Here is an 18,770-nt window from a genome sequence, read left to right as displayed (position 1 = left end):
ATGAATGCAACGAAAAAGGAAAACTTGCCGCCGTTGTCTTTACCGAAAAAAGAGTATATGGAACGGGCAAAAGAACTGTGGGAAGAACTTGAACTACCATCGATCCGTCCGGAATGGCCTTGGCACGGTTTTTCAATGGGAGATTGGGATGAGTTCAATGACGAAATGGCTCAGCGTGCCGTGAAAGGCGACTACTTCAAAACGGGAGAAGAGCAAATAAACGAACGAGTAGGCCCTGAATGGATCAACAAAGATACCAAATGGTACTATGAGGAAAAGAATAATGAATAGTTAAGAATAGGCAGGGGGGTTTTGTGAAAAAATGGAACTTCTCTGCCTGCAACTTTAAAAGAGGTGACAATGGTAACAAAAAATAGTATGTTGAAACTAATGCTAGGGAAGAGTGATCTTGTATGATAGTAATGTGTGCAGGATTATATTATTCTATAAAAAAGAACATCGCATGAAAGGACTGAATAATTCAAGTGAGTTATATTACTGTATTAACAGAATTTAAGATTGAAGAAGCCAAAAGAAATGAATTCCTTAAACTGCTAAATAAATTAGAGTACAACTTAAATACTTTAGGAGCTGAAGATGTTTCTATTTATGAAGGAGTCGATCAGCCCGGACTGTTTGTAGAAGAGTTTACATTAAAAAGTTTCCATGCTTATAATGAAATGAAAAAAATCAGATGTAGTTCAGACGTGTCTTTTTGGGAAGAGTATAACAGCTGTATAGCAGGAGGGAGTAAAAAGCTTAATATATGGGCATTTAAAAAATTAAGTTTATAGTTTGAGGAGGTATCAAAATGTCAGAGTATAGTTCATTAGCTGCAGTTGAACGCACTTTTATAATTATTAAAGCATTAGTGGGAAAAGTGAATGGATTAAGTGTTTCAAAGCTAGTTGAAGAAACAGGTCTTTCGAAGAGTATTGTCTCTAGAATATTAAAAACACTTACAAATAATAATTATGTTGAACAAGATGACGAAACTAGATTTTATAGATTATCACTTGATTTTATTGGCTTATCCTTGAAGCATTTTAATACACTTGGGATAGATGGTGTATTTTCTCCTGCTTTGAAAAAAATTTCACAAGAAGTCCAAGAATTAGTTCAATTAGCAGTAGTGCAAAATCGTAACGTATATTTTGTGCATAAAATTGAGGGTAATAAGCAATTAAAAGTGGCTGATATGTTAGGGAAGCAAGCTCCATTAAACTCTACTGCTGCAGGTAAGTTATGGTTGTCTAGTTTACCGAAGAGTGAAATCATCAGCTTAATTAGTAATCAAGAAATGAAAAAGTATACAGAAAATACGATCACGAATATTGATGAATTATTAGATGAGTTACAAAATATAAGAGATCTAGGCTACGCAGTGTCCAATGAAGAATTTAACCAAGGTGTGATAGGGGTTGCCGTTCCAATCTACTCAAATGATAATAGTCTAATTGCGACGATTGTTATTACTGTTCCCACAGTAAGAATGCCTAAGGATAGAATACAAGAAATCGTTAGTATATGTAAGAAGTATATTGCTACTTTAGACCAGCAATTGCCGTTACCCCATTAACTTTAACTGTCTTCCGTTCAGTTTTTTAAATTATGTTACTAAAAATATCATAAATAAAATTGTCGGTTTTCCTCTTAATCTTATTATGAAAACCGACTTTCTTCTATTTCTCCTATTTTATTGTAAGTTAAGTCCTTTCCCTTCTTAATAATTCCTTTCTTAATAATTCCTTGTTATAGGAGTAAATTGATTAACTTCAACTCCAGAAGATCAAAACGTTCTACACAGTCATAAAGACATCCATGCCGTTGAACATCACTGATTCAACGACAGTGACAGGAGAAATCGTCCTTTGACGTGAGAGAAGAAAACAATATTCTCCCGAATAAATGGTATGGATGGGCATCCTGCAAAAGCACACAGAAAATGTCTTCCGTGTTGTTGAAAGTAGAAGTTGATGATGGAAAGGTACTGCGCTTCGTTACAAAACACTTTGATATCAGTTGCTACCGGTCAAGTGGGAAATTTAGCTGTTTTTCAAATGGCTAAAGCAACATGAGAAGATCAATAACTTTTATTGACTAAGTGAACCAGCTGTGAAAAACCAGGTCTCCACAGCACTTATCGATTATTGTCTGCATGTATTAATTCAATTAGAAACAGGTAGAGCAAGAAAAGTACTTCAGATCAGTCGCTGGCTAAAACACTTATTGTGATGGAAGCCTTCTTACCAATGGGTGAGAAGTTAGAAGGACGTACAGTCCTATGACAATCACTATGTCATCGTTGCTTTAGGAGCAACTTGTAGAATTTTATCAAATGGACAGAGCCACTTTATATTCAAGTTTAACTTTTTTGGTTCTAAAACAGAAAGAAGTATAGACGGAATATGTTAACAATATTTATGCATCGTTAGTAAGTTTCTGTATTATTAGTCAAAATAATTTTATTTTTGAAAAATTACAGTTGAAAATAATGTAAGCGTTGTATTATAATAAAAAAAGAAACTAAGTTTCACAAAAAGAAAAAGTTTAAAGAATATGGAGGTGAAATTGCTAAATATTAAAGTGAGTGAAGAAAATCTTATTATAATTAATAACCTAGAATGAAGAGTTGGGTTTGGGTAAAAAGGAAGGAGCAGATTTAGATGAAGGCCAGGAATATTTTATTAGGAATTGTTTTATTGTTAGGAGTACTTATTTTTACAGCATGCGGTGGGAATGATTCTTCGGATCAAAATGAGGAATCAAGTACAGACAGTGAAGGAAATAACGAAGAGCAGGCAGCTGCAGCCGATGGAAATTATCCAGAACATGAAGTAGAAATCATTGTACCTAATGCCGCAGGCGGAAGTAATGACTTAGTTGCACGTTCCATTTCTAGAGAATTACAAGATAAATTAGGAGCATCCGTAGTTGTACGAAATGAAGATGGTGCAGGCGGAAGTATTGCAAGATCACAAGTATATGGAGAAGAGCCGGATGGTTATACGATACTTACCAGCCCAATGCCTTCTATGTCGATTGGGGAAGTAGTAAAAGGAGATGATTTTAAAGTCCTTGATTTTGAACCTATTTATGGTTTATTTGGGAAAAACTCTACGACGATTGCCGTTCCAACTGATTCACAATTTGAAACATTGGATGATTTAGTAGAAGCTTCTAAAAATGAATCTTTGAAAGTTGCCGGTACAGGAGCAGCTACCAATTCAACATTAGCAAGTATTTTACTGCAAGAAAGCGGTATCGATCATGAATATGTACCATTTGAAGGAGATGCAGGTGCTTCTACCCAGGTTGCAGGTGGTCACGTTGATTTTGGCTTAATTAGTGAAGCAGGTGCGGAGTCTATGGTAAATGAAGGGGAAATGCGCATTCTTGGTTATTTGGGAGAAGAACGTTCTGAGCTTTATCCAGATGCACCGACTCTCGCCGAATCCGGATTTGAAAACGCTACCTTTGAGATTATTTATGGTTTCTTTGCACCTCCAGAAACACCAGATGAGATTATCACAGTGTTAGAAGACGCATTTGAAGAAGCTTCCGAAGAAGAATCTTTCCAAAAAACAGCTGAAGATTCAGGCTTTATCATTGATAAGAGAAATGCGGAGGAATTCGGCGAAGCGATTCAAGAGTCCCATTCTATGGTGGAAGAATTACAAGACTCTTTCGAATTAGAGTAAAGAAAACGATGAACATAAGATGAAAGAAAAAATAGAAAAGGAGATGACAACTATGAAAATAGTAGACCTTTCCCAAGAAATATTTAAAGGACAGCCCGTCTATCCTGGACACCAGCCTACCGTCGTTTTTCCGATGGTAGAGCAAAAAGATCTAGGGGGCGGGAAACGCTCCTTTGCTGTAAACACCATTTTACTTTCTGAACATGCAGGAACACATACGGATTCGTTTATTCATAACGATCCTGACCCAGAAGCACGATCTATCGAAGAATTGGAACTAGAACGATTCTTAGGACCTGGCATTTGCTTAGACGTTACCCACGTAGAAGATTCAGATTTTATTACGAAGGAAGATGTGGTTGCGGCCTGTGAAAAAGCTGAATTAAAAGTGCCGAATAATGGAGTTGTTCTTTTATATACGGGGACATACCAACGCCATTTTCCAAAGCCAGTTTATAACCAGAAAAACCCAGGGCTTAGTAGAGAAGCTGCACAATGGTTAGTAGATCAAGGCGCAAAAAACATAGGAATCGATGCAGTAAGTATTGATGTCAGCCCCCACAAAGGCGAAGAATGGAAAGCCGCTCACACTGTGTGTGTGGAAAATCAAATATTAAATACGGAAAATTTAGGGAATTTAGAAGATGTTGCGGGGAAAAAGTTCTTTTATATCGGACTTCCATTAAAGATTAGAAATGGAACAGCAGGTTTAACAAGAGCCGTCGCTCTTTTAAATGATGACAAAGATGAAGATACATTTCATTTAACGGAAAATACATTTTAGGAGGATTATTCTATGATTATTGAAGATCAATTTGAAGTAAGAGCAAAAAAAGAAGATGTATGGGATTTCTTAATGGATACAAAGCAATTGGCCGGTTGTTTACCTGGATGTGAAGAGGTAAACGAAGTGGAAGATGGTGTATATCAAGCTGTTGCAAAAGTGCAGATTGCCTTTATGAAGTTGAAATTTAATTTAAATGTACAAATTACGGATATGGATGCTCCGCACCAGTTGAATTCTGAAATTGTCGGGAAACCTTTTTCACTTGTTGGCAAATTAAAAGTGAAAGCTAAATTAGATCTGATCGAAGTAGACGAAAATACGACAAAAGTCCAATACTACATGGATATGAGTTTAGCAGGTAAATTAGGTTCTCTTGGCCAATCAGCGTTTCGCTCCAAAGCAACTGAAATGGGGGCAGAGTTTGCAGATAATATTAGAAATGAATTAGAAACAGAAAAAGTTAATAGATAACGTGAGGAGGATGGAAAGTGGGAGATACGCTTTGGCTGGAACCGGAGAAATTAAGTGAAGTAAAGGATATTTTATCATCTGGAGATCCTGAAATCAGGGTAGTAAGCGGCGGTACAGCTTTATCTTTAATTATGAAACAAGGTATGTTTGATCCTAATAAAATAGTGAGCTTAAAAAAACTGCAATCAGAATTACGGTATATTACATCAGACAAAGCAGGCAACGTAAGAATAGGAAGTATGACGACGTTAAGAGATTTAGAAGTGGACGCTCTTATAAAAGAGAAAGCCCCTGTTCTTAGTGAGGCATTGACTCACGTCGCTAATCCGCGAATTCGTTATGTAGCAAGTATTGGAGGAAATCTATCTCACGGTGATGCCCATCTGGATATGCCGCCTATTCTCATGGCAATGGGGGCAGAGGTAAAAATTGAAAGTGCAAAAGGAGATAGATGGCTTGATTTGAAAGAATTTTTTAAGGGCTATTACGAAACAGCTATTGAACCAGATGAAATCTTAACGGAAATTATGATTCCGAAGCAAGCGGAAGGGATAGTCGGAACCTATATAAAATATACGACACTGTCTAATGATGACTGGCCAACTGTTGGAGTGGCTGCATTTCTGAAAAAAACAGATGGCATTGCTGGCGATTCTCGAATTGTCATTAGTGCCGCCACAGACATTCCAACTCAGTTATTTGACGTGCAGCATATCATAGATGGCAATCAACTTGACAAAACGACCATTCAAAAAGCGGCAGAAAAGGCATTTGAAGTGGCTGAACCGCTAGAGGACTTAAGAGGGTCGGTCTGGTATAAAAAAGAAATGGTGAAAGTGCATGTGAGAAAAGCACTGGAACAATTAGCAAAAGAGTAAAAAAGGAGATGGGTAACTTGGCATTGGGGCAATCAATTTCAAGAGTGGAATCTAAATCTAAAGTTACAGGTCAAACCGATTATGTTATGAATATGACCGTACCTGGAATGCTTCATGTTAAAATTTTACGCAGTACTGTGCCGCATGGAATAATTAAAAGCATAGACAAATCAGATGCAGAAGAAATACCTGGAGTAGTTAAAGTTGTGACGGGAGAAGATTTAAAAGATTTTGATATTAACTATTATTATGGACCGGCGTTTAGAGATCAGCCTGTTCTTGCTATGGATAAAGTAAGATATGTCGGTGACCCAGTTGCCGCTGTCATCGCTGAGTCAGTAGAAATTGCAGCAGAGGCTGTAAACTATATTGATGTAGAGTATGAAGAAATGGAGCCTGTCTTTGATGTTTTGGATTCTATGAAAGAAGATGCGCCGATTGTTCATGACAAAGTCAGGCCGGCAGGAAGTTTTGCTGATTTAAAATCTCTATTGCCACAAAGCGGCAGTAATGTTTGTTTGCATTATAAACTAAGACATGGAGATATCGATAAGGGATTTGAGGAAGCGGACCATATATTTGAAGATACGTTCACTACACCGGCAGCCGTACATCTGCCAATGGAACAGCATGTGGCGATTGCACAAATAGACTCCGAAGAAAGAATGAATTTGTGGACGGCAAACCAAAGTCCTTCTTTTGTCAGAAGTGAAGTAGCCCATGTTTTAAAATACCCTGAAAATAAGGTAAGGGTTAAAGTTCCATATTTAGGCGGCGGTTTTGGAACAAAACTATATGTAAAAATTGAAGCATTAACTGCTGTTTTAGCTTTAATTGTAAAACAGCCCGTTAAATTGGCTCTTACGATGGAAGAGGTTTTTCTAACATTAACAAAACATGCGACCGTATTCACGATGAAAACAGGCGTGACAAATGACGGAAAAATCGTAGCAAGAAAATGTAACGTTGTCTGGGATACGGGATCTTATGCAGATATTGGTCCTCGTATTACCCAGAAGTCCGGTTTTACGGCAGCAGGTCCTTATGACATTCCAAATGTACACATTGATTCTTATTGTGTATATACAAATAATGCTCCAGCTGGCGCATTTAGAGGTTTTGGGGTTCCACAGCTGGTGTGGGCATATGAATCTCAAATGGATATCATTGCAAGTAAAATGGGTTGGGATCCATTAGAGTTTAGAAAAGCTCAAGTGTTAACAGAAGGAAAAGAACATGCTACCGGACAAATTATTCATTCTGTCGGTTTGGATAAGGTGTTGGATAAATTAGATACAAGCTTAGAATGGAAAGATTATCACACCAACAGAACAAATGGATCAGTAACACAAGAGGGCCGGAAGATTCGGGCAAAAGGAATGGCGATAGGATTGAAAGCGGTGTTGACACCGTCGATTTCAGGGGCGATTGTCACGATGTTTGCAGATGGAAGTGTATCTGTTTATTCGAGCACCGTGGATATGGGGCAAGGTTCTGACACGATATTAGGTCAAATTGCCGCAGAAGAACTTGGGCTTCCGCGGGAAAAAGTGCGAGTCGTTCATCCTGATACAGACGTCACCCCTTATGACACGATTACAGCAGCCAGTCGTTCCACCTTTTATATGGGTAATGCTATTCAAAAAGCAGCAGAAGATGTAAAAAATCAATTATTTGAGTTTGCTTCAGAACACTTTCAAGTGAATAGCGATGCATTGACACTGCAAGACGAACAAGTGTATGTCATAGATGATCCGGCAAAATCGATTACCATAAAAGATATTATTAAAGGCATATATAAAATGCCAGCAGGAAGCATTATTGGAAAATATGTGTTTGAAAGTCATTATGAGAGCCCGGACCCAGAAACAGGCCAGTCAAAAGATATTGCAATTTTCTGGTTCCCAGGAGGAACGGGAGTAGAAATTGAAGTAGATATAGATACTGGAAAAATTGATATCGTAAACATGGTTTCCGTTGGTGATGTAGGTAAAGCGATTAATCCGTTTAATGTTCACCAGCAATTATACGGGGCAGCTGTGATGCAAATTGGTCAGGCATTATTTGAAGAATGTAAATATGACCACGGTCAAATGATTAATTCTAGTATGTCTGATTATAAAGTTCCTAGTTTTAAAGATTTACCAGATCACTCAGATACGATAATTGTAGAAGAACCCCATCCAGAAGGTCCATTTGGAGCAAAAGGAGTGGGAGAAACGGCTTCGTTTGGCGTTCAGCCAGCAATAGCTAATGCATTATATAACGCTCTTGGTGTCCGAATAAAAGATATGCCATTCACTCCAGAGAGGGTATTACGGGCAATTAAAGAATCAGAAAAAGAACAAGAAAGCAGCCTTGTAGGTTCTACTGTAGAAATAAAGGGTGAAAAATAATGAAAAAACAAGTAAATTTTATATTAAATGGCAAAAGTGTTTCTGCAGAAGTTGCTCCTCATGAGACACTCCTTGATCTATTAAGAAATGACTTTGGATTAGGGGGTGCAAAAGAAACGTGCGGTTTAGGGCTTTGTGGCGTATGTACGATTATCGTTTCAGGAGTGCCGGTCAGCGGCTGTCTGCACTTTGCTTCATCCATTGATGGAGAAGAGATTCTGACTATTGAAGGAATGGAAACAGAAGAAGGATTACATCCTGTGCAAGAAGCATTTCTCAACAATAAGGCATTTCAGTGCGGTTATTGCACACCGGGTATGATTTTGATGGCAAAGAAGCTGCTTGAAGAGAACGCAAATCCTTCTGTCGAGGAAATAAAGGATTATATGGCCGGAAATATATGCAGATGTGCAAGCTACGGACAAATTATTGAAGCCATTAATGAAGCTTCTAAGCTGCTCCAACAAGAAAAAGCAGGTTTAAATGCATAGCTGAACGAATGAATGAAAGATAAAAAGTAGGTGAGAACGTGGAAGATAACAATTTCGGCCATTCTTTAGATTTAAGAAAATGGCTTCAAACAATAAAGGAACAAGAGGAGTTAACCGAAGTTGAAGGAGCAGACTGGAATTTAGAAATTGGTGCCATAAGTGAATTAAATGTAAAAAAAGACACTAACTCTGCTTTACTTTTTGATCAAATTCCCGGGTATCCAAAGGGGTACCGGGTTTTGACCTGCAGCACGAGCAGCCCGGCAAGATTAGCATCGATCTTAAGGTTAGAAGGAGATTCATCCCATCGAGGACTTGTCAATGAGTTAAGAGGCAGGCCAAACGAATGGAAAAAAGCTGCCCCTGACTATGACCCTGTCTATGTGGAATCCGGGCCTGTTTTTGAAAATATCCAAGAAGATGAAGAAGTAGATTTATTTACTTTTCCGTCTCCGCTATGGCATGAAAAGGATGGCGGAAGATATATAGGGACAGGATGTTCAGTTGTCACGAAAGATCTTGACACGGATTGGATAAATGTAGGTACGTACCGCGTTATGATACATGACAAAAACCGGGTAGGTTTAGATATGGTTCCAGGAAAACATGGCCATATTCAATATGAAAAGTATATGAAAGAAGGTAAGCCTTTTCCAATCGCTGTCGTAATTGGTGCAGATCCGCTGCATTATTTAATTTCCGGCATAGAAGTACCATTTGGAATGTGTGAATACAACTACATTGGTTCTATTTTAAAAGAGCCGGTTTCTGTTGTAAAAGGGGAATTGACTGGTTTACCAGTGCCAAGCAGCGCTGAAATTGTGTTAGAAGGGTGGATACATCCAGGGGAAACACAAACAGAAGGACCGTTTGGCGAATTCCACGGATATTACCCGGCAAAAGCATCACCTGCTCCGGTTGTGGAAGTGAAAAAAGTATATTACCGTAACAATCCTATTATAATGGGCAGTCCTCCTGCAAAACCGCCTAATGATTATTCTTATTCCAAAGCGGTTATGCGCTCAGCATTACTATTTGACGCTGTGGAAGCCGCAGGCGTTCCTGATGTAGAAGGGGTATGGGCTCATGAAATAGGCGGGGGCCGAATGTTTACAGTTATATCCATAAACCAAAGGTATGCCGGCCATTCCAGGCAAGCAGGTCATGTCCTTAGTCAATGCGGCGTAGGTTCCTATCTCGGACGCTATTCGATTGTGGTGGATGAGGATATTGATCCTTCCAATTTAGATGAAGTTATGTGGGCTGTCTCTACAAGAACCGATCCTGAGATTGATATTGATATTATAAAAAGAGCAATGGGATCGAAAAATGATCCAATGAATATTACTTACCGTTACAAAGCACCATTTAGTTCGCGAGCTATTATTGATGCCTGCCGTCCTTATGATTACTTAGATGAATTTCCGGAGGTGGCAGAAGCGAGTAAAGAGCTTCAAGAAAAAACACTTCAAAAATGGAAACATCTTTTCAAATAGTTGAATCAATTTCATAAGTGCTATTTTGATTATCAAAAACGAACATTATACCGATTGTAGCGGAAAGCGTCCGCCTGAAGCGAAAATCGAACGATAATGAGGGAATTTTATACAACGTTCTTTTATAATGATATAGAAATGAATGATGAAATTCATTCAGTTATGGAAACTTTAACATTTAATAATAAATAGTATAAGAAAAACTACGGTATGTCACGTACAGAATGTACAAATGCCGCTGTTACTAAACACGCGGCTTTCTAAAAGACAACCAAGCGGGTTTTTCTAAGGAGCGAGGATGATGGTAGGAGCACTGGGTTATGGATACAATAAAGATTTTGATCGCAGCCATGTAGAACAAATCAAATATTTAGAAAATGCGGAAGCGGCACAAGTAACAGATGCGCAAGGAAGAACAGGAACAATGCATCCGAGAATAAAACCTATACAACAGCAATGTAAGGTTTTAGGCCCTGCTATTACAGTTGATTTGCCATTGGGTGATAATTTGATGCTCTATGTAGCTTTGAAAATAGCAAAGCCAGGCGACGTTCTCGTCGTCAGCACGAATGGAAATAACACAAAAGCTATATGGGGAGAACTGATGACTCAATCTGCAGCAGCATTAAAACTTGGCGGCCTCGTTGTAGATGGATTGATTCGTGACATAGAAGCCAATAAGGAAAGGGATTTTCCCATTTTTTGCTGTGGATCTGTTCCAGTTAGTGTCGAAAAAAACGGACCGGGATTTGTAAATGGAGAAGTGAGCTGTGGTGACGTCACGGTACGGCCTGGAGACATTGTTGTCGGTGATGGTGACGGCGTAGTGGCAGTGAAAAAGGAAAATCTGTCTCACGTGATACAAAAAGTGGAGCACTTACAAAAGCGGGAAGAAAAGAGAATAGCAGAAATTACAAGTGGGAAGGTGCTGCCTTCTTGGCTGGATAATAAAATGGAAGAAATCGATAAACTTCATCAAAAAGAACGAGTTTTAGAATAAGGGGGGAAGGATGATGAGCGACATTCCACAAATTCTGAAAACAATTACAGACTGGCAAAAAGATGGACACCGTCTAGCTCTAGCTACTGTAGTTGGCATTAAAGGATCGGCTTACCGAAGACCTGGAGCTCGCATGGTTATAGCGGATGATGGAAAGTCGTTTGGCATGATAGGCGGAGGATGTTTTGATGCAGATGTAAATGAGTTAGCACAACAAGTGATTGATACAGGGACGCCTCAATTACATTTATATGACTTACAAGATGCTGATGTTTGGGGCCTAGGACTAGGGTGTAATGGCAGTGTTTTTGTTTTAATTGAATCACTAATGAATGATACGGGAAAAGAATGGGTGACAAAGGTTGAAGCATCATTAGAAGATAATCAACCGATCCATGTGACGCACACTTTTTCAAAAGAGTTGACCTTTGATCTTTTTTTCAGAAACGGAGAAGTAGAGTTATCACGAGACTTCACTTTTGAAAGCGAAAACAAAAGAAACATACGTAATAGAACACGTCAGTTTCATGAAGTAATCAGTCCAAGCCCCCGTCTTGTTATTTTTGGGGCAGGTCATGACGCGATTCCATTGGTTGAATTTGCTAGTCAGTCTGGATTTAAGGTTGTCGTAGTAGATCAAAGAAAGCATTTACTAACCCATTCTAGGTTTCCAAAAGCAGAATCCTTTATTCATTCGCGGCAAGAGAATTACGAAGAAACAATAATCCCCCGGCCGAATGATTACGTATTATTTATGTCACATAACATTCACCAAGATGCGGCCGCCTTTAATCTATATCGTGAGCATCAAGTGAAATATTTAGGATTTTTAGGTCCGAAGAGAAGAACGAAACAAATCATAGAAGATATTTTACAGCTTCCTTCTTCTGACCTTGAATCGATTCGTCATGTAATGTTCTCTCCAGTAGGTTTAGACATTGGTTCAGAAACTGCAGAGCAAGTAGCTCTGAGTATTACAGCAGAGTTAATGGCAGTAAAAAATAAAAGCCAGCCTCAATTTCTTAAGGATAAAGCGGGTACGATTCATGAGCCGCAGCCTACCTAAGAGAGGGGGATAACACATTGGGGGATAAAAAAATAAAAGCTGTTATATTAGCTTCTGGAATGTCAAGAAGAATGAAAACAGCGAAGCAATTGCTGCCTTATAAAGAGGGCACTCTATTAAGTCATTGTATTAAAAACGTTTTACAGCCCCCTTTTGATGAGGTAATCGCAGTAGTAGGCCATCAGCAAGAACATATAAAAGAAAACGTGAAAATAGCGGATCCTCGCTTTAGATGGAAATATAACAAACAGTTTCAACATGGGCAGAGCAGCGCACTGAAATGTGTGGTGCCAGAAATACAGGAAGCTGATGGCATTATGGTTTTTTTAGCAGATCAACCGTTGATTCAAACAAAAACAATGACAAAAGTATATAACAGAGCAGTACAATTGCTTTCTTCTTCCACTGATTCTATTGTTATTCAACCTTCTTACCGTCTTAAAAAAGGACATCCTGTTTTCTTTTCACATGATCTTTTTGACCATTTCTATAGTCTTAGCGGGGATGAAGGAGGAAAGAGAGTCATTCAAATTGCACAATATTATGAAATGATCGATGGGAATGACTCTGGAATATTGTTTGACATAGATTCTTGGGAGGATTATGAACAGCTACTTCAAAACAAAGGAATTTAAGCATATATGGGATTTTTATGGGCTTTCTTATCGGCTGTTTTTTATACGTTAAGTGCCATTTTTATGAAAAAAGGGATGAACCTTACTAAAAACGACAATGGGATTATCACTACTTTAGTTATTAACATTATTGTTTTAGGAATGATTTGGTTTTTTGTTTATCTTAGCGGACATAAAACGGCAGCTCCTACTATTCCAGGTGTATTACTGTTTACGCTGGCTGGTGTGTTAACCGCTTTTTTAGGCAGGTCTATGTTTTTTATTGGGATTCGAAGTATTGGTTCATCAAGAGCTGCCGGCATTAAAAACTCCTCCCCTGTTTTTACTATATTTTTTGCCGTAGTAGTGTTAAATGAATCGATTACTGGTTTGCCGTGGTTAGGGATAGCTTTTATATTCATGGGACTGATTTATCAAGGATTTATTTTTTTTACACAAGAAAACACAAGAGCCAATAAAATTGGCTATATTATTACGCTAGGTTCTGCTTTAGGATTTGGGATTGGACAGGCAGTTAGAAAGCAGGCTATTATTTTTTATGATAACCCTTTTGCTGGGGCATTTATTGGAGCAGTTGTTGGTTTTGTCAGTGCTTTTATTATTGCTTATTGGAAAAAAAGAAATATAACAGAAATTTTGAAAACGAATGTTAACATTCGAAATAAATTTTATATTTTAGGCGGTTTGTCCACGAGTTTTGCTTTACTAAGTTTCTTTATCGCTGTACAAAAAATAAATGTAGCCTATGTTGGTGCCATATTAGCGATAGAACCCATTTTAACCGTTCTATTATCGAGAATATTTTTGAAGCAAGACGAAAGTATCACGCTCCATTTAATAGGATGTGCTGCTCTTATTTTTGTAGGAGCAGGAATTATTTCACTTACAGGATAGCTGTACACTTATTGTTCACCGATAAACCGTGACTATTGTATGTTGATTAACCAAATAAAACAGGCCGCATAAGTTTGAATAAAAAGTGTAGACGAATAAAACAGGCGATTTTTTAAAATGATTTTATGGCTGTCTTTTCTTTTATGGAGTATAATACGTTTCAGGGAGTAATCTAGGTATTATTCAACATCACGACAGAAAGTTTTGTCTGTTTAGGAGAAATTATAAATGAACCGCTTATTTATACGTTCTTTTTTCTTAATTGGCCTGTTTTTTATTATTGGGGCGTGTACTCCTGAAGAAATGAATGAAGAAGAAGCTCAAGATAAAACAAAAATATATATAATGGCTGCTGCGAGTTTAACTGATGCTTTAAATGAAGTACAAGCCATTTATGAAGAAAAAAATGACTTGGAACTTTCGATTACTTATGGATCATCAGGTCAGCTAAGGCAGCAAATCAGTCAAGGCGCACCTGCTGATATATTTTTGTCGGCTTCCCAATCGGATATGGAAAAATTAGAAAGTAAAGGGGAGACATCAGAATCAACAAGTCTATTGTTAAACGAGTTAATATTTATATCGAATCCTGAAGCAGCTGATTTGGTGAGTGATTGGGATGGGTTGCTTCAAGATAATTTACAAGGCGTTGCTATTGGAAGGCCTGAAATCGTACCAGCTGGTCAATATGCTCGTCAATCTCTCGAAGAACTAGGGATTTGGAAAGAAATAGAGAATAATATTGTCTATGGTTCTGATGTACGGAAGGTTCTTACATATGTAGAAACAGGTAACGTGGATGCTGGTATTGTGTATAAAACGGATGCGATGACTTCAGACAAAGTTGAAATGATTGCTTCTGCTCCTGAAGAAACCCATGACCCCATTTCTTATCCAGTCGGATTGTTAAAGACTGCTCAAAATAATAAAGAAGCTCATGATTTTTATGAATGGCTGCAAACAGATGAGCCATTAAGCATTTTTGAATCCTATGGTTTTGAAAGGCATCCATAAACATGGGAACAGAATTTTGGACACCAATTTGGGTTTCTTTACGCGTAGTTATTGTAGCAAGTCTTTTGGGATTTTGTCTTGCAATGGCGATGGCATGGTTTCTTAAAAAAAGACAGATTCGCGGGAAAGTATTTCTTGAAACGTTTCTCATGCTGCCTTTAGTCCTGCCGCCGACGGTGGTAGGGTTTGGGCTGCTTGTCTTGTTTGGGCGCAACAGTTTTATTGGATCATGGTTTGAATGGTTTTTTGGCCAGCCGCTTGTTTTCTCATACATAGCAGCAGTAATTGCGGCGACTGTAGTTGCTTTCCCTCTTGTTTACCAAACGTTAGTCAATGGTTTTGAAAGTGTAGATAGTGATTTAGAAGATGCCGCAAGACAAATGGGAGCTTCCGAATTTAAAGTATTTATATATGTTACATTTCCTCTTTCATGGCGGTCCATAGCTTCTGGGTTCATGCTTGGATTTGCTCGTGCTCTTGGGGAATTTGGGGCGACATTAATGTTTGCTGGAAGTATTTATGGAGTAACTCAAACCATACCTACGAGTATTTATTTGGCCGTTGAAACAGGAAACTACTTAATAGCTTATTACTGGGTAGGTTCGATTATTCTATTTTCGTTCATTTTACTCTCTGTCGTTCAACAGATGAAAAAGGTTACTTGATTTATTGATGAAATCCAAATGAACGGTAAGGTTTGTTTGAATGAATAGGTAGCAAGGGAACTTATGTATGAATAAGAAAAGCGCAAGCGCCCTGGGCAGCCGCGACAGGTTCTGGAGCTTTCGCGCAGGGTCGCCTGCGGCCCGGAATCGAAAGGGAAGACATAAGACGTTCAGCTAAAACCGTCACGTCCTGTGACAACACTGAACTGACCCACATCGTGTGCGCCTGAGCGGCTGGGCGCTGAAGCTAGACATCAAAAACGCCAAAATTTATACTTTCTTACCTAATGAAAAAAGAGCCTGGAGAGAATCCAGGCTCTTTCTGTTAACTCGTGCCGTAAAACTCTTTAGCCTTCTCTAAAAATGGCTCCGTTTCAGGCGTGAGTTCTGTATCTTCTACAATAGCCTCAACCGGGCAGACGACAATACAAGCGCCGCAATCAATGCATACGTCAGGGTCGATATAAAATTGATCTTCCCCTTCTTCAATGCAATCGACCGGGCAAACTTCTACACAGTCCCCGGCTTTTTCCTCAATACAAGGTGAGGTAATAACAAAAGCCATTTGATCCACCTCCTTTTTAAGTGGCCCATGTGTCAGATTTCTTGGTGTGTACAACAGGCATAGTTGCAGCTGTTTATCAGTATCTTCTATATTTTTCATTTCATTCCTGCTAAATTCGTCGAATTTTTTTATTGTAATTAATTGATAGTGTATCAAAGAGCCTGAAAATCTACAAAGACAGTTATTGAAAATAAACTGCTGCATGATTATATGCGGTGGAAGCTGAAAAAATTTAAAGTAATTTTATTTTTATGAGTGATTAATATTTACAATTCCGATAAGAAAGGTATAATATAATATTAAAGTTTATAAAACCTATCAAATTACTTTGTTTAATTACATATATATAGTATACAAGGACGTGAAAGCGGGGTGATGGTGATGACGTGGGAGATGGCAGTAACCGGTATCGTTATTCTAGCGATGATGGGAGCTTTAATAAAAGAAGCAGCACGCCCTGAAGTTATTTTGCTTACTGCGCTTTTTGTACTCCTTTTAACAGGAATTCTTACCCCCGCAGAAGCGGTGCAAGGATTTTACAATCAGGGGATGCTTACGATTGGATTGCTATGTATTGTTGCTGGAGCGGTACAAAAAAGCGGATTAGTGGAAAGGTTTGTGGAAAATGTTTTAAACAACGGCCATAGTCCAAGACAATCCTTGCTTCGTATTATGGTGCCTTCTTCCCTTTTTTCAGGTGTGTTGAACAATACGCCGATTGTGGCGGCATTCACTCCGTACGTTCGCCAATGGTGTGAAAAACATGACGTTGCACCATCTAAATTTTTACTGCCGATTTCGTTTGCAACGATTGCCGGCGGCACGATGACGCTGATTGGGACGTCTACTAATTTGGTTGTCCACGGCATGCTGATTGAACGAGGGTTTGAAGGCTTTTCTTTTTTTCAACTAGCGATTATCGGCGTGCCCATTACGTTGTTTTTAATTGTGTTCATGATTGGCATTGGTCTAAAAATGCTTCCAAATCGAGTGCCTACCATGCCATATTTTAATACAGATAAAAACCAAAAGCGCTTTTCAGCAGAAATGGTAGTAGAGCCGAACGGGGAGTTTGCGGGAAAAACCATTAAACAAGCAGGCCTGCATCAAAAAAATGGGGTGGAGCTGCTTGGAATTGTGCGAAAAGGAAAAGTGTTAGAGAATTATTCTCCGTCTTTTAAACTTAAAGCCCATGATTGTTTGCTGTTGATCGGCAGTTTAAACGACATTGCTTATTTAGAGGGACGGGATGGACTGCAATTAGACACAGGTGCAGCGTATCAGCTTGATGGTCTGCGACAAGGAGAGAGTCAGCTTTTAGAAGTTGTGGTGACACATTATTCTTCTCTGTTATTTAAAAAAATGAAAGATACGTTATTTCCTCAGCAATTTGACGCAGCGATTGTCGGAGTTCACCGCTACGATGACCAGCACGTACAGAGGATGGAAGAAATCACTATTAAACCTGGTGATACACTGTTGCTGCTTGCAGGGCCTGACTTTGAAAATAGAACGAGTACACGAAATGAATTCACAATTTTACGAACCAATAAAAGCAGCAATCCCTTTCAACCTTTTCCGGTGTGGAAAAGGATTCTGCCAATTATCCTTTTCGGCATCATGATCGTGCTGGCAGCCGCTCAGATCATTTCTATTTTTACAGCAGCTGCTGTGACAGTTATGCTGTTATTGGTATTAAACATTTTACCGGTTCGGGAAATAAAAAATTATATCCCTTTTCAAGTGCTGATTGTCATATCAGCAGCTTTTGGAATTGGGGAAGCTATGTTGAAAACGGGGGCAGCCACTTATTTAGCAGAAATGATGCTGCAATGGATGGCGCCATTTGGGTTGATTGGAATGTTTATACTGCTCTACGTGTTAACCAATATATTGACCGAAGTTATTACGAATAACGCAGCTGCTATTATCATGCTTCCGGTAGCTATAGAAACGGCAGCGATTTTGGGTATTCAGATCACACCGCTTGCTGTTATCGTAGCTATTGCCGCCTCAGCCAGTTTTATTACTCCGATCGGCTATCAGACCAATTTGTTTGTTTATGGACAAGGGGGCTATCGGTTTATTGATTTTATGAAAATCGGGATTCCTGTCAGTTTGATGGTAATGGCTATCACGGTGTCCATTACATGGATGGTTTTAGTTTAATGCAATGATTTGAAAAGTAAATGAATCACTTGGAAAAAAGCAGTAATTTTTATAAAATAGAATATAGATGTAAAAGACCAGCAAACGAAAGCTGGTCTTTTATATATTCGTTTTTTAAAAGGTAAGAAATTATAAATGTTTGGCGTTTTTGATGTCTAGCTTCAGCGCCCAGCCGCTCAGGCGCACACGATAGAGAGGAACTTTTGCTAAAACCGCGACGTCCTGTCGCAACGCAAAAGTCAACACCTCCTGAGCAAGCCCGTTCAGCGTTGTCACAGGACGTCCTTCCACACGATGTGGTGACTTCTACGTTGCACACCCGTCGCCAAAAACGCCACGTCCTGTGGCATTGGCGACATTAGCACATCCTATGTGTCGACGTGTGCGATCTTAGTAGAAGTTCATTAAAATGAGCTGAACGTCTGATGTCTTCCCTTTCGACTCCGGGCCGCAGGCGACCCTGCGCGAAAGCTCCAGAACCTGTCGCGGCTGACCAGGTCGCTTGCGCTTTTCTTACTAAGCTTCCGTATCTAGTTTACTTG

Annotated in this window: 19 protein-coding genes; 17 read left to right on the top strand and 2 right to left on the bottom strand. The window is 38.9% G+C overall.

The window, feature by feature from the left end; all coding sequences use genetic code 11:
• From FZF09_RS12355 to modB, 16 genes are all read left to right on the top strand, one after another.
• Positions 1 to 291, top strand: a 291-nt coding sequence (locus FZF09_RS12355) for a hypothetical protein (protein ID WP_233269484.1), incomplete at its 5' end; no start/stop codon positions are given.
• A gap of 194 nt (positions 292 to 485) precedes the next feature.
• The gene (locus tag FZF09_RS12350) at positions 486 to 794 is read left to right on the top strand and encodes an MFS transporter (protein ID WP_158736898.1); all 309 of its coding nucleotides are present in this window, start codon (positions 486 to 488) and stop codon (positions 792 to 794) included.
• A 17-nt stretch (positions 795 to 811) separates the two neighbouring features.
• The gene (locus tag FZF09_RS12345) at positions 812 to 1,579 is read left to right on the top strand and encodes an IclR family transcriptional regulator (protein WP_158736897.1); all 768 of its coding nucleotides are present in this window, start codon (positions 812 to 814) and stop codon (positions 1,577 to 1,579) included.
• A 1,087-nt stretch (positions 1,580 to 2,666) separates the two neighbouring features.
• Positions 2,667 to 3,701 carry a Bug family tripartite tricarboxylate transporter substrate binding protein gene (locus FZF09_RS12340; protein WP_158736896.1) on the top strand — a complete coding sequence of 345 codons (1,035 nt, stop codon included), beginning with the start codon at positions 2,667 to 2,669 and terminating at the stop codon, positions 3,699 to 3,701.
• Positions 3,702 to 3,753: 52 nt separating this feature from the next.
• Positions 3,754 to 4,485, top strand: a complete 732-nt coding sequence (locus tag FZF09_RS12335) for a cyclase family protein (RefSeq protein ID WP_158736895.1) — start codon at positions 3,754 to 3,756, stop codon at positions 4,483 to 4,485.
• A gap of 12 nt (positions 4,486 to 4,497) precedes the next feature.
• On the top strand, positions 4,498 to 4,959 hold the full coding sequence (locus tag FZF09_RS12330; protein WP_158736894.1) for an SRPBCC family protein: 462 nt from the start codon (positions 4,498 to 4,500) through the stop codon (positions 4,957 to 4,959).
• Between the two features lie 17 nt (positions 4,960 to 4,976).
• Positions 4,977 to 5,837 (top strand): FAD binding domain-containing protein, encoded by an 861-nt coding sequence (locus FZF09_RS12325; protein WP_158736893.1) that lies wholly within the window; start codon positions 4,977 to 4,979, stop codon positions 5,835 to 5,837.
• A 17-nt stretch (positions 5,838 to 5,854) separates the two neighbouring features.
• Positions 5,855 to 8,233 carry a xanthine dehydrogenase family protein molybdopterin-binding subunit gene (locus FZF09_RS12320; protein ID WP_199256786.1) on the top strand — a complete coding sequence of 793 codons (2,379 nt, stop codon included), beginning with the start codon at positions 5,855 to 5,857 and terminating at the stop codon, positions 8,231 to 8,233.
• Positions 8,233 to 8,724 carry a (2Fe-2S)-binding protein gene (locus FZF09_RS12315; protein ID WP_199256785.1) on the top strand — a complete coding sequence of 164 codons (492 nt, stop codon included), beginning with the start codon at positions 8,233 to 8,235 and terminating at the stop codon, positions 8,722 to 8,724. Before FZF09_RS12320 ends, FZF09_RS12315 begins: the two co-directional genes overlap by 1 nt.
• 38 nt (positions 8,725 to 8,762) lie before the next feature.
• Positions 8,763 to 10,220, top strand: coding sequence for a UbiD family decarboxylase (locus tag FZF09_RS12310; protein ID WP_158736891.1), 1,458 nt, complete (start codon positions 8,763 to 8,765; stop codon positions 10,218 to 10,220).
• Positions 10,221 to 10,518: 298 nt separating this feature from the next.
• The gene (locus FZF09_RS12305) at positions 10,519 to 11,220 is read left to right on the top strand and encodes an RraA family protein (RefSeq protein ID WP_158736890.1); all 702 of its coding nucleotides are present in this window, start codon (positions 10,519 to 10,521) and stop codon (positions 11,218 to 11,220) included.
• A 10-nt stretch (positions 11,221 to 11,230) separates the two neighbouring features.
• Positions 11,231 to 12,286 (top strand): XdhC family protein, encoded by a 1,056-nt coding sequence (locus FZF09_RS12300; RefSeq protein ID WP_158736889.1) that lies wholly within the window; start codon positions 11,231 to 11,233, stop codon positions 12,284 to 12,286.
• A 17-nt stretch (positions 12,287 to 12,303) separates the two neighbouring features.
• Positions 12,304 to 12,921: a nucleotidyltransferase family protein gene (locus FZF09_RS12295; RefSeq protein ID WP_158736888.1), complete on the top strand. Its 618-nt coding sequence runs from the start codon at positions 12,304 to 12,306 to the stop codon at positions 12,919 to 12,921.
• A gap of 6 nt (positions 12,922 to 12,927) precedes the next feature.
• Positions 12,928 to 13,815 carry a DMT family transporter gene (locus FZF09_RS12290; protein WP_158736887.1) on the top strand — a complete coding sequence of 296 codons (888 nt, stop codon included), beginning with the start codon at positions 12,928 to 12,930 and terminating at the stop codon, positions 13,813 to 13,815.
• Positions 13,816 to 14,043: 228 nt separating this feature from the next.
• Positions 14,044 to 14,829 carry a molybdate ABC transporter substrate-binding protein gene (modA, locus tag FZF09_RS12285; RefSeq protein WP_158736886.1) on the top strand — a complete coding sequence of 262 codons (786 nt, stop codon included), beginning with the start codon at positions 14,044 to 14,046 and terminating at the stop codon, positions 14,827 to 14,829.
• Positions 14,830 to 14,831: 2 nt separating this feature from the next.
• Positions 14,832 to 15,494, top strand: a complete 663-nt coding sequence (gene modB, locus FZF09_RS12280; RefSeq protein WP_158736885.1) for a molybdate ABC transporter permease subunit — start codon at positions 14,832 to 14,834, stop codon at positions 15,492 to 15,494.
• A 325-nt stretch (positions 15,495 to 15,819) separates the two neighbouring features.
• Here modB and FZF09_RS12275 read toward each other — a convergent pair whose 3' ends face one another.
• Positions 15,820 to 16,059, bottom strand: a complete 240-nt coding sequence (locus tag FZF09_RS12275; RefSeq protein ID WP_091584028.1) for a DUF362 domain-containing protein — start codon at positions 16,057 to 16,059, stop codon at positions 15,820 to 15,822.
• A gap of 381 nt (positions 16,060 to 16,440) precedes the next feature.
• Here FZF09_RS12275 and FZF09_RS12270 point away from each other — a divergent pair, with 381 nt between their 5' ends.
• Positions 16,441 to 18,228, top strand: a complete 1,788-nt coding sequence (locus FZF09_RS12270; protein ID WP_158736884.1) for an SLC13 family permease — start codon at positions 16,441 to 16,443, stop codon at positions 18,226 to 18,228.
• 129 nt (positions 18,229 to 18,357) lie between these two features.
• Here the strand turns inward: FZF09_RS12270 and FZF09_RS12265 are convergent, their stop codons facing one another.
• Positions 18,358 to 18,504, bottom strand: a complete 147-nt coding sequence (locus tag FZF09_RS12265; RefSeq protein WP_158736883.1) for a hypothetical protein — start codon at positions 18,502 to 18,504, stop codon at positions 18,358 to 18,360.
• Between the last annotated feature and the right edge of the window lie 266 nt (positions 18,505 to 18,770).

This window comes from Alteribacillus sp. YIM 98480 (genome assembly GCF_009765375.1).
In the GTDB taxonomy this organism is placed as follows: Bacteria; Bacillota; Bacilli; order Bacillales; family Marinococcaceae; genus Alteribacillus.
This window is presented reverse-complemented; position numbering and strand designations above follow the sequence as displayed.

Excerpts from the sequence above, each read along its gene's own strand:
- FZF09_RS12345 (WP_158736897.1), top strand. The coding sequence starts at position 812 with ATGTCAGAGTATAGTTCATTAGCTGCAGTTGAACGCACTTTTATAATT.
- FZF09_RS12340 (WP_158736896.1), top strand. The coding sequence starts at position 2,667 with ATGAAGGCCAGGAATATTTTATTAGGAATTGTTTTATTGTTAGGAGTA.
- FZF09_RS12335 (WP_158736895.1), top strand. The coding sequence starts at position 3,754 with ATGAAAATAGTAGACCTTTCCCAAGAAATATTTAAAGGACAGCCCGTC.
- FZF09_RS12330 (WP_158736894.1), top strand. The coding sequence starts at position 4,498 with ATGATTATTGAAGATCAATTTGAAGTAAGAGCAAAAAAAGAAGATGTA.
- FZF09_RS12315 (WP_199256785.1), top strand. The coding sequence starts at position 8,233 with ATGAAAAAACAAGTAAATTTTATATTAAATGGCAAAAGTGTTTCTGCA.
- FZF09_RS12305 (WP_158736890.1), top strand. The coding sequence starts at position 10,519 with ATGATGGTAGGAGCACTGGGTTATGGATACAATAAAGATTTTGATCGC.
- FZF09_RS12300 (WP_158736889.1), top strand. The coding sequence starts at position 11,231 with ATGATGAGCGACATTCCACAAATTCTGAAAACAATTACAGACTGGCAA.
- FZF09_RS12290 (WP_158736887.1), top strand. The coding sequence starts at position 12,928 with ATGGGATTTTTATGGGCTTTCTTATCGGCTGTTTTTTATACGTTAAGT.
- modA (WP_158736886.1), top strand. The coding sequence starts at position 14,044 with ATGAACCGCTTATTTATACGTTCTTTTTTCTTAATTGGCCTGTTTTTT.
- modB (WP_158736885.1), top strand. The coding sequence starts at position 14,832 with ATGGGAACAGAATTTTGGACACCAATTTGGGTTTCTTTACGCGTAGTT.
- FZF09_RS12275 (WP_091584028.1), bottom strand. The coding sequence starts at position 16,059 with ATGGCTTTTGTTATTACCTCACCTTGTATTGAGGAAAAAGCCGGGGAC.
- FZF09_RS12270 (WP_158736884.1), top strand. The coding sequence starts at position 16,441 with ATGACGTGGGAGATGGCAGTAACCGGTATCGTTATTCTAGCGATGATG.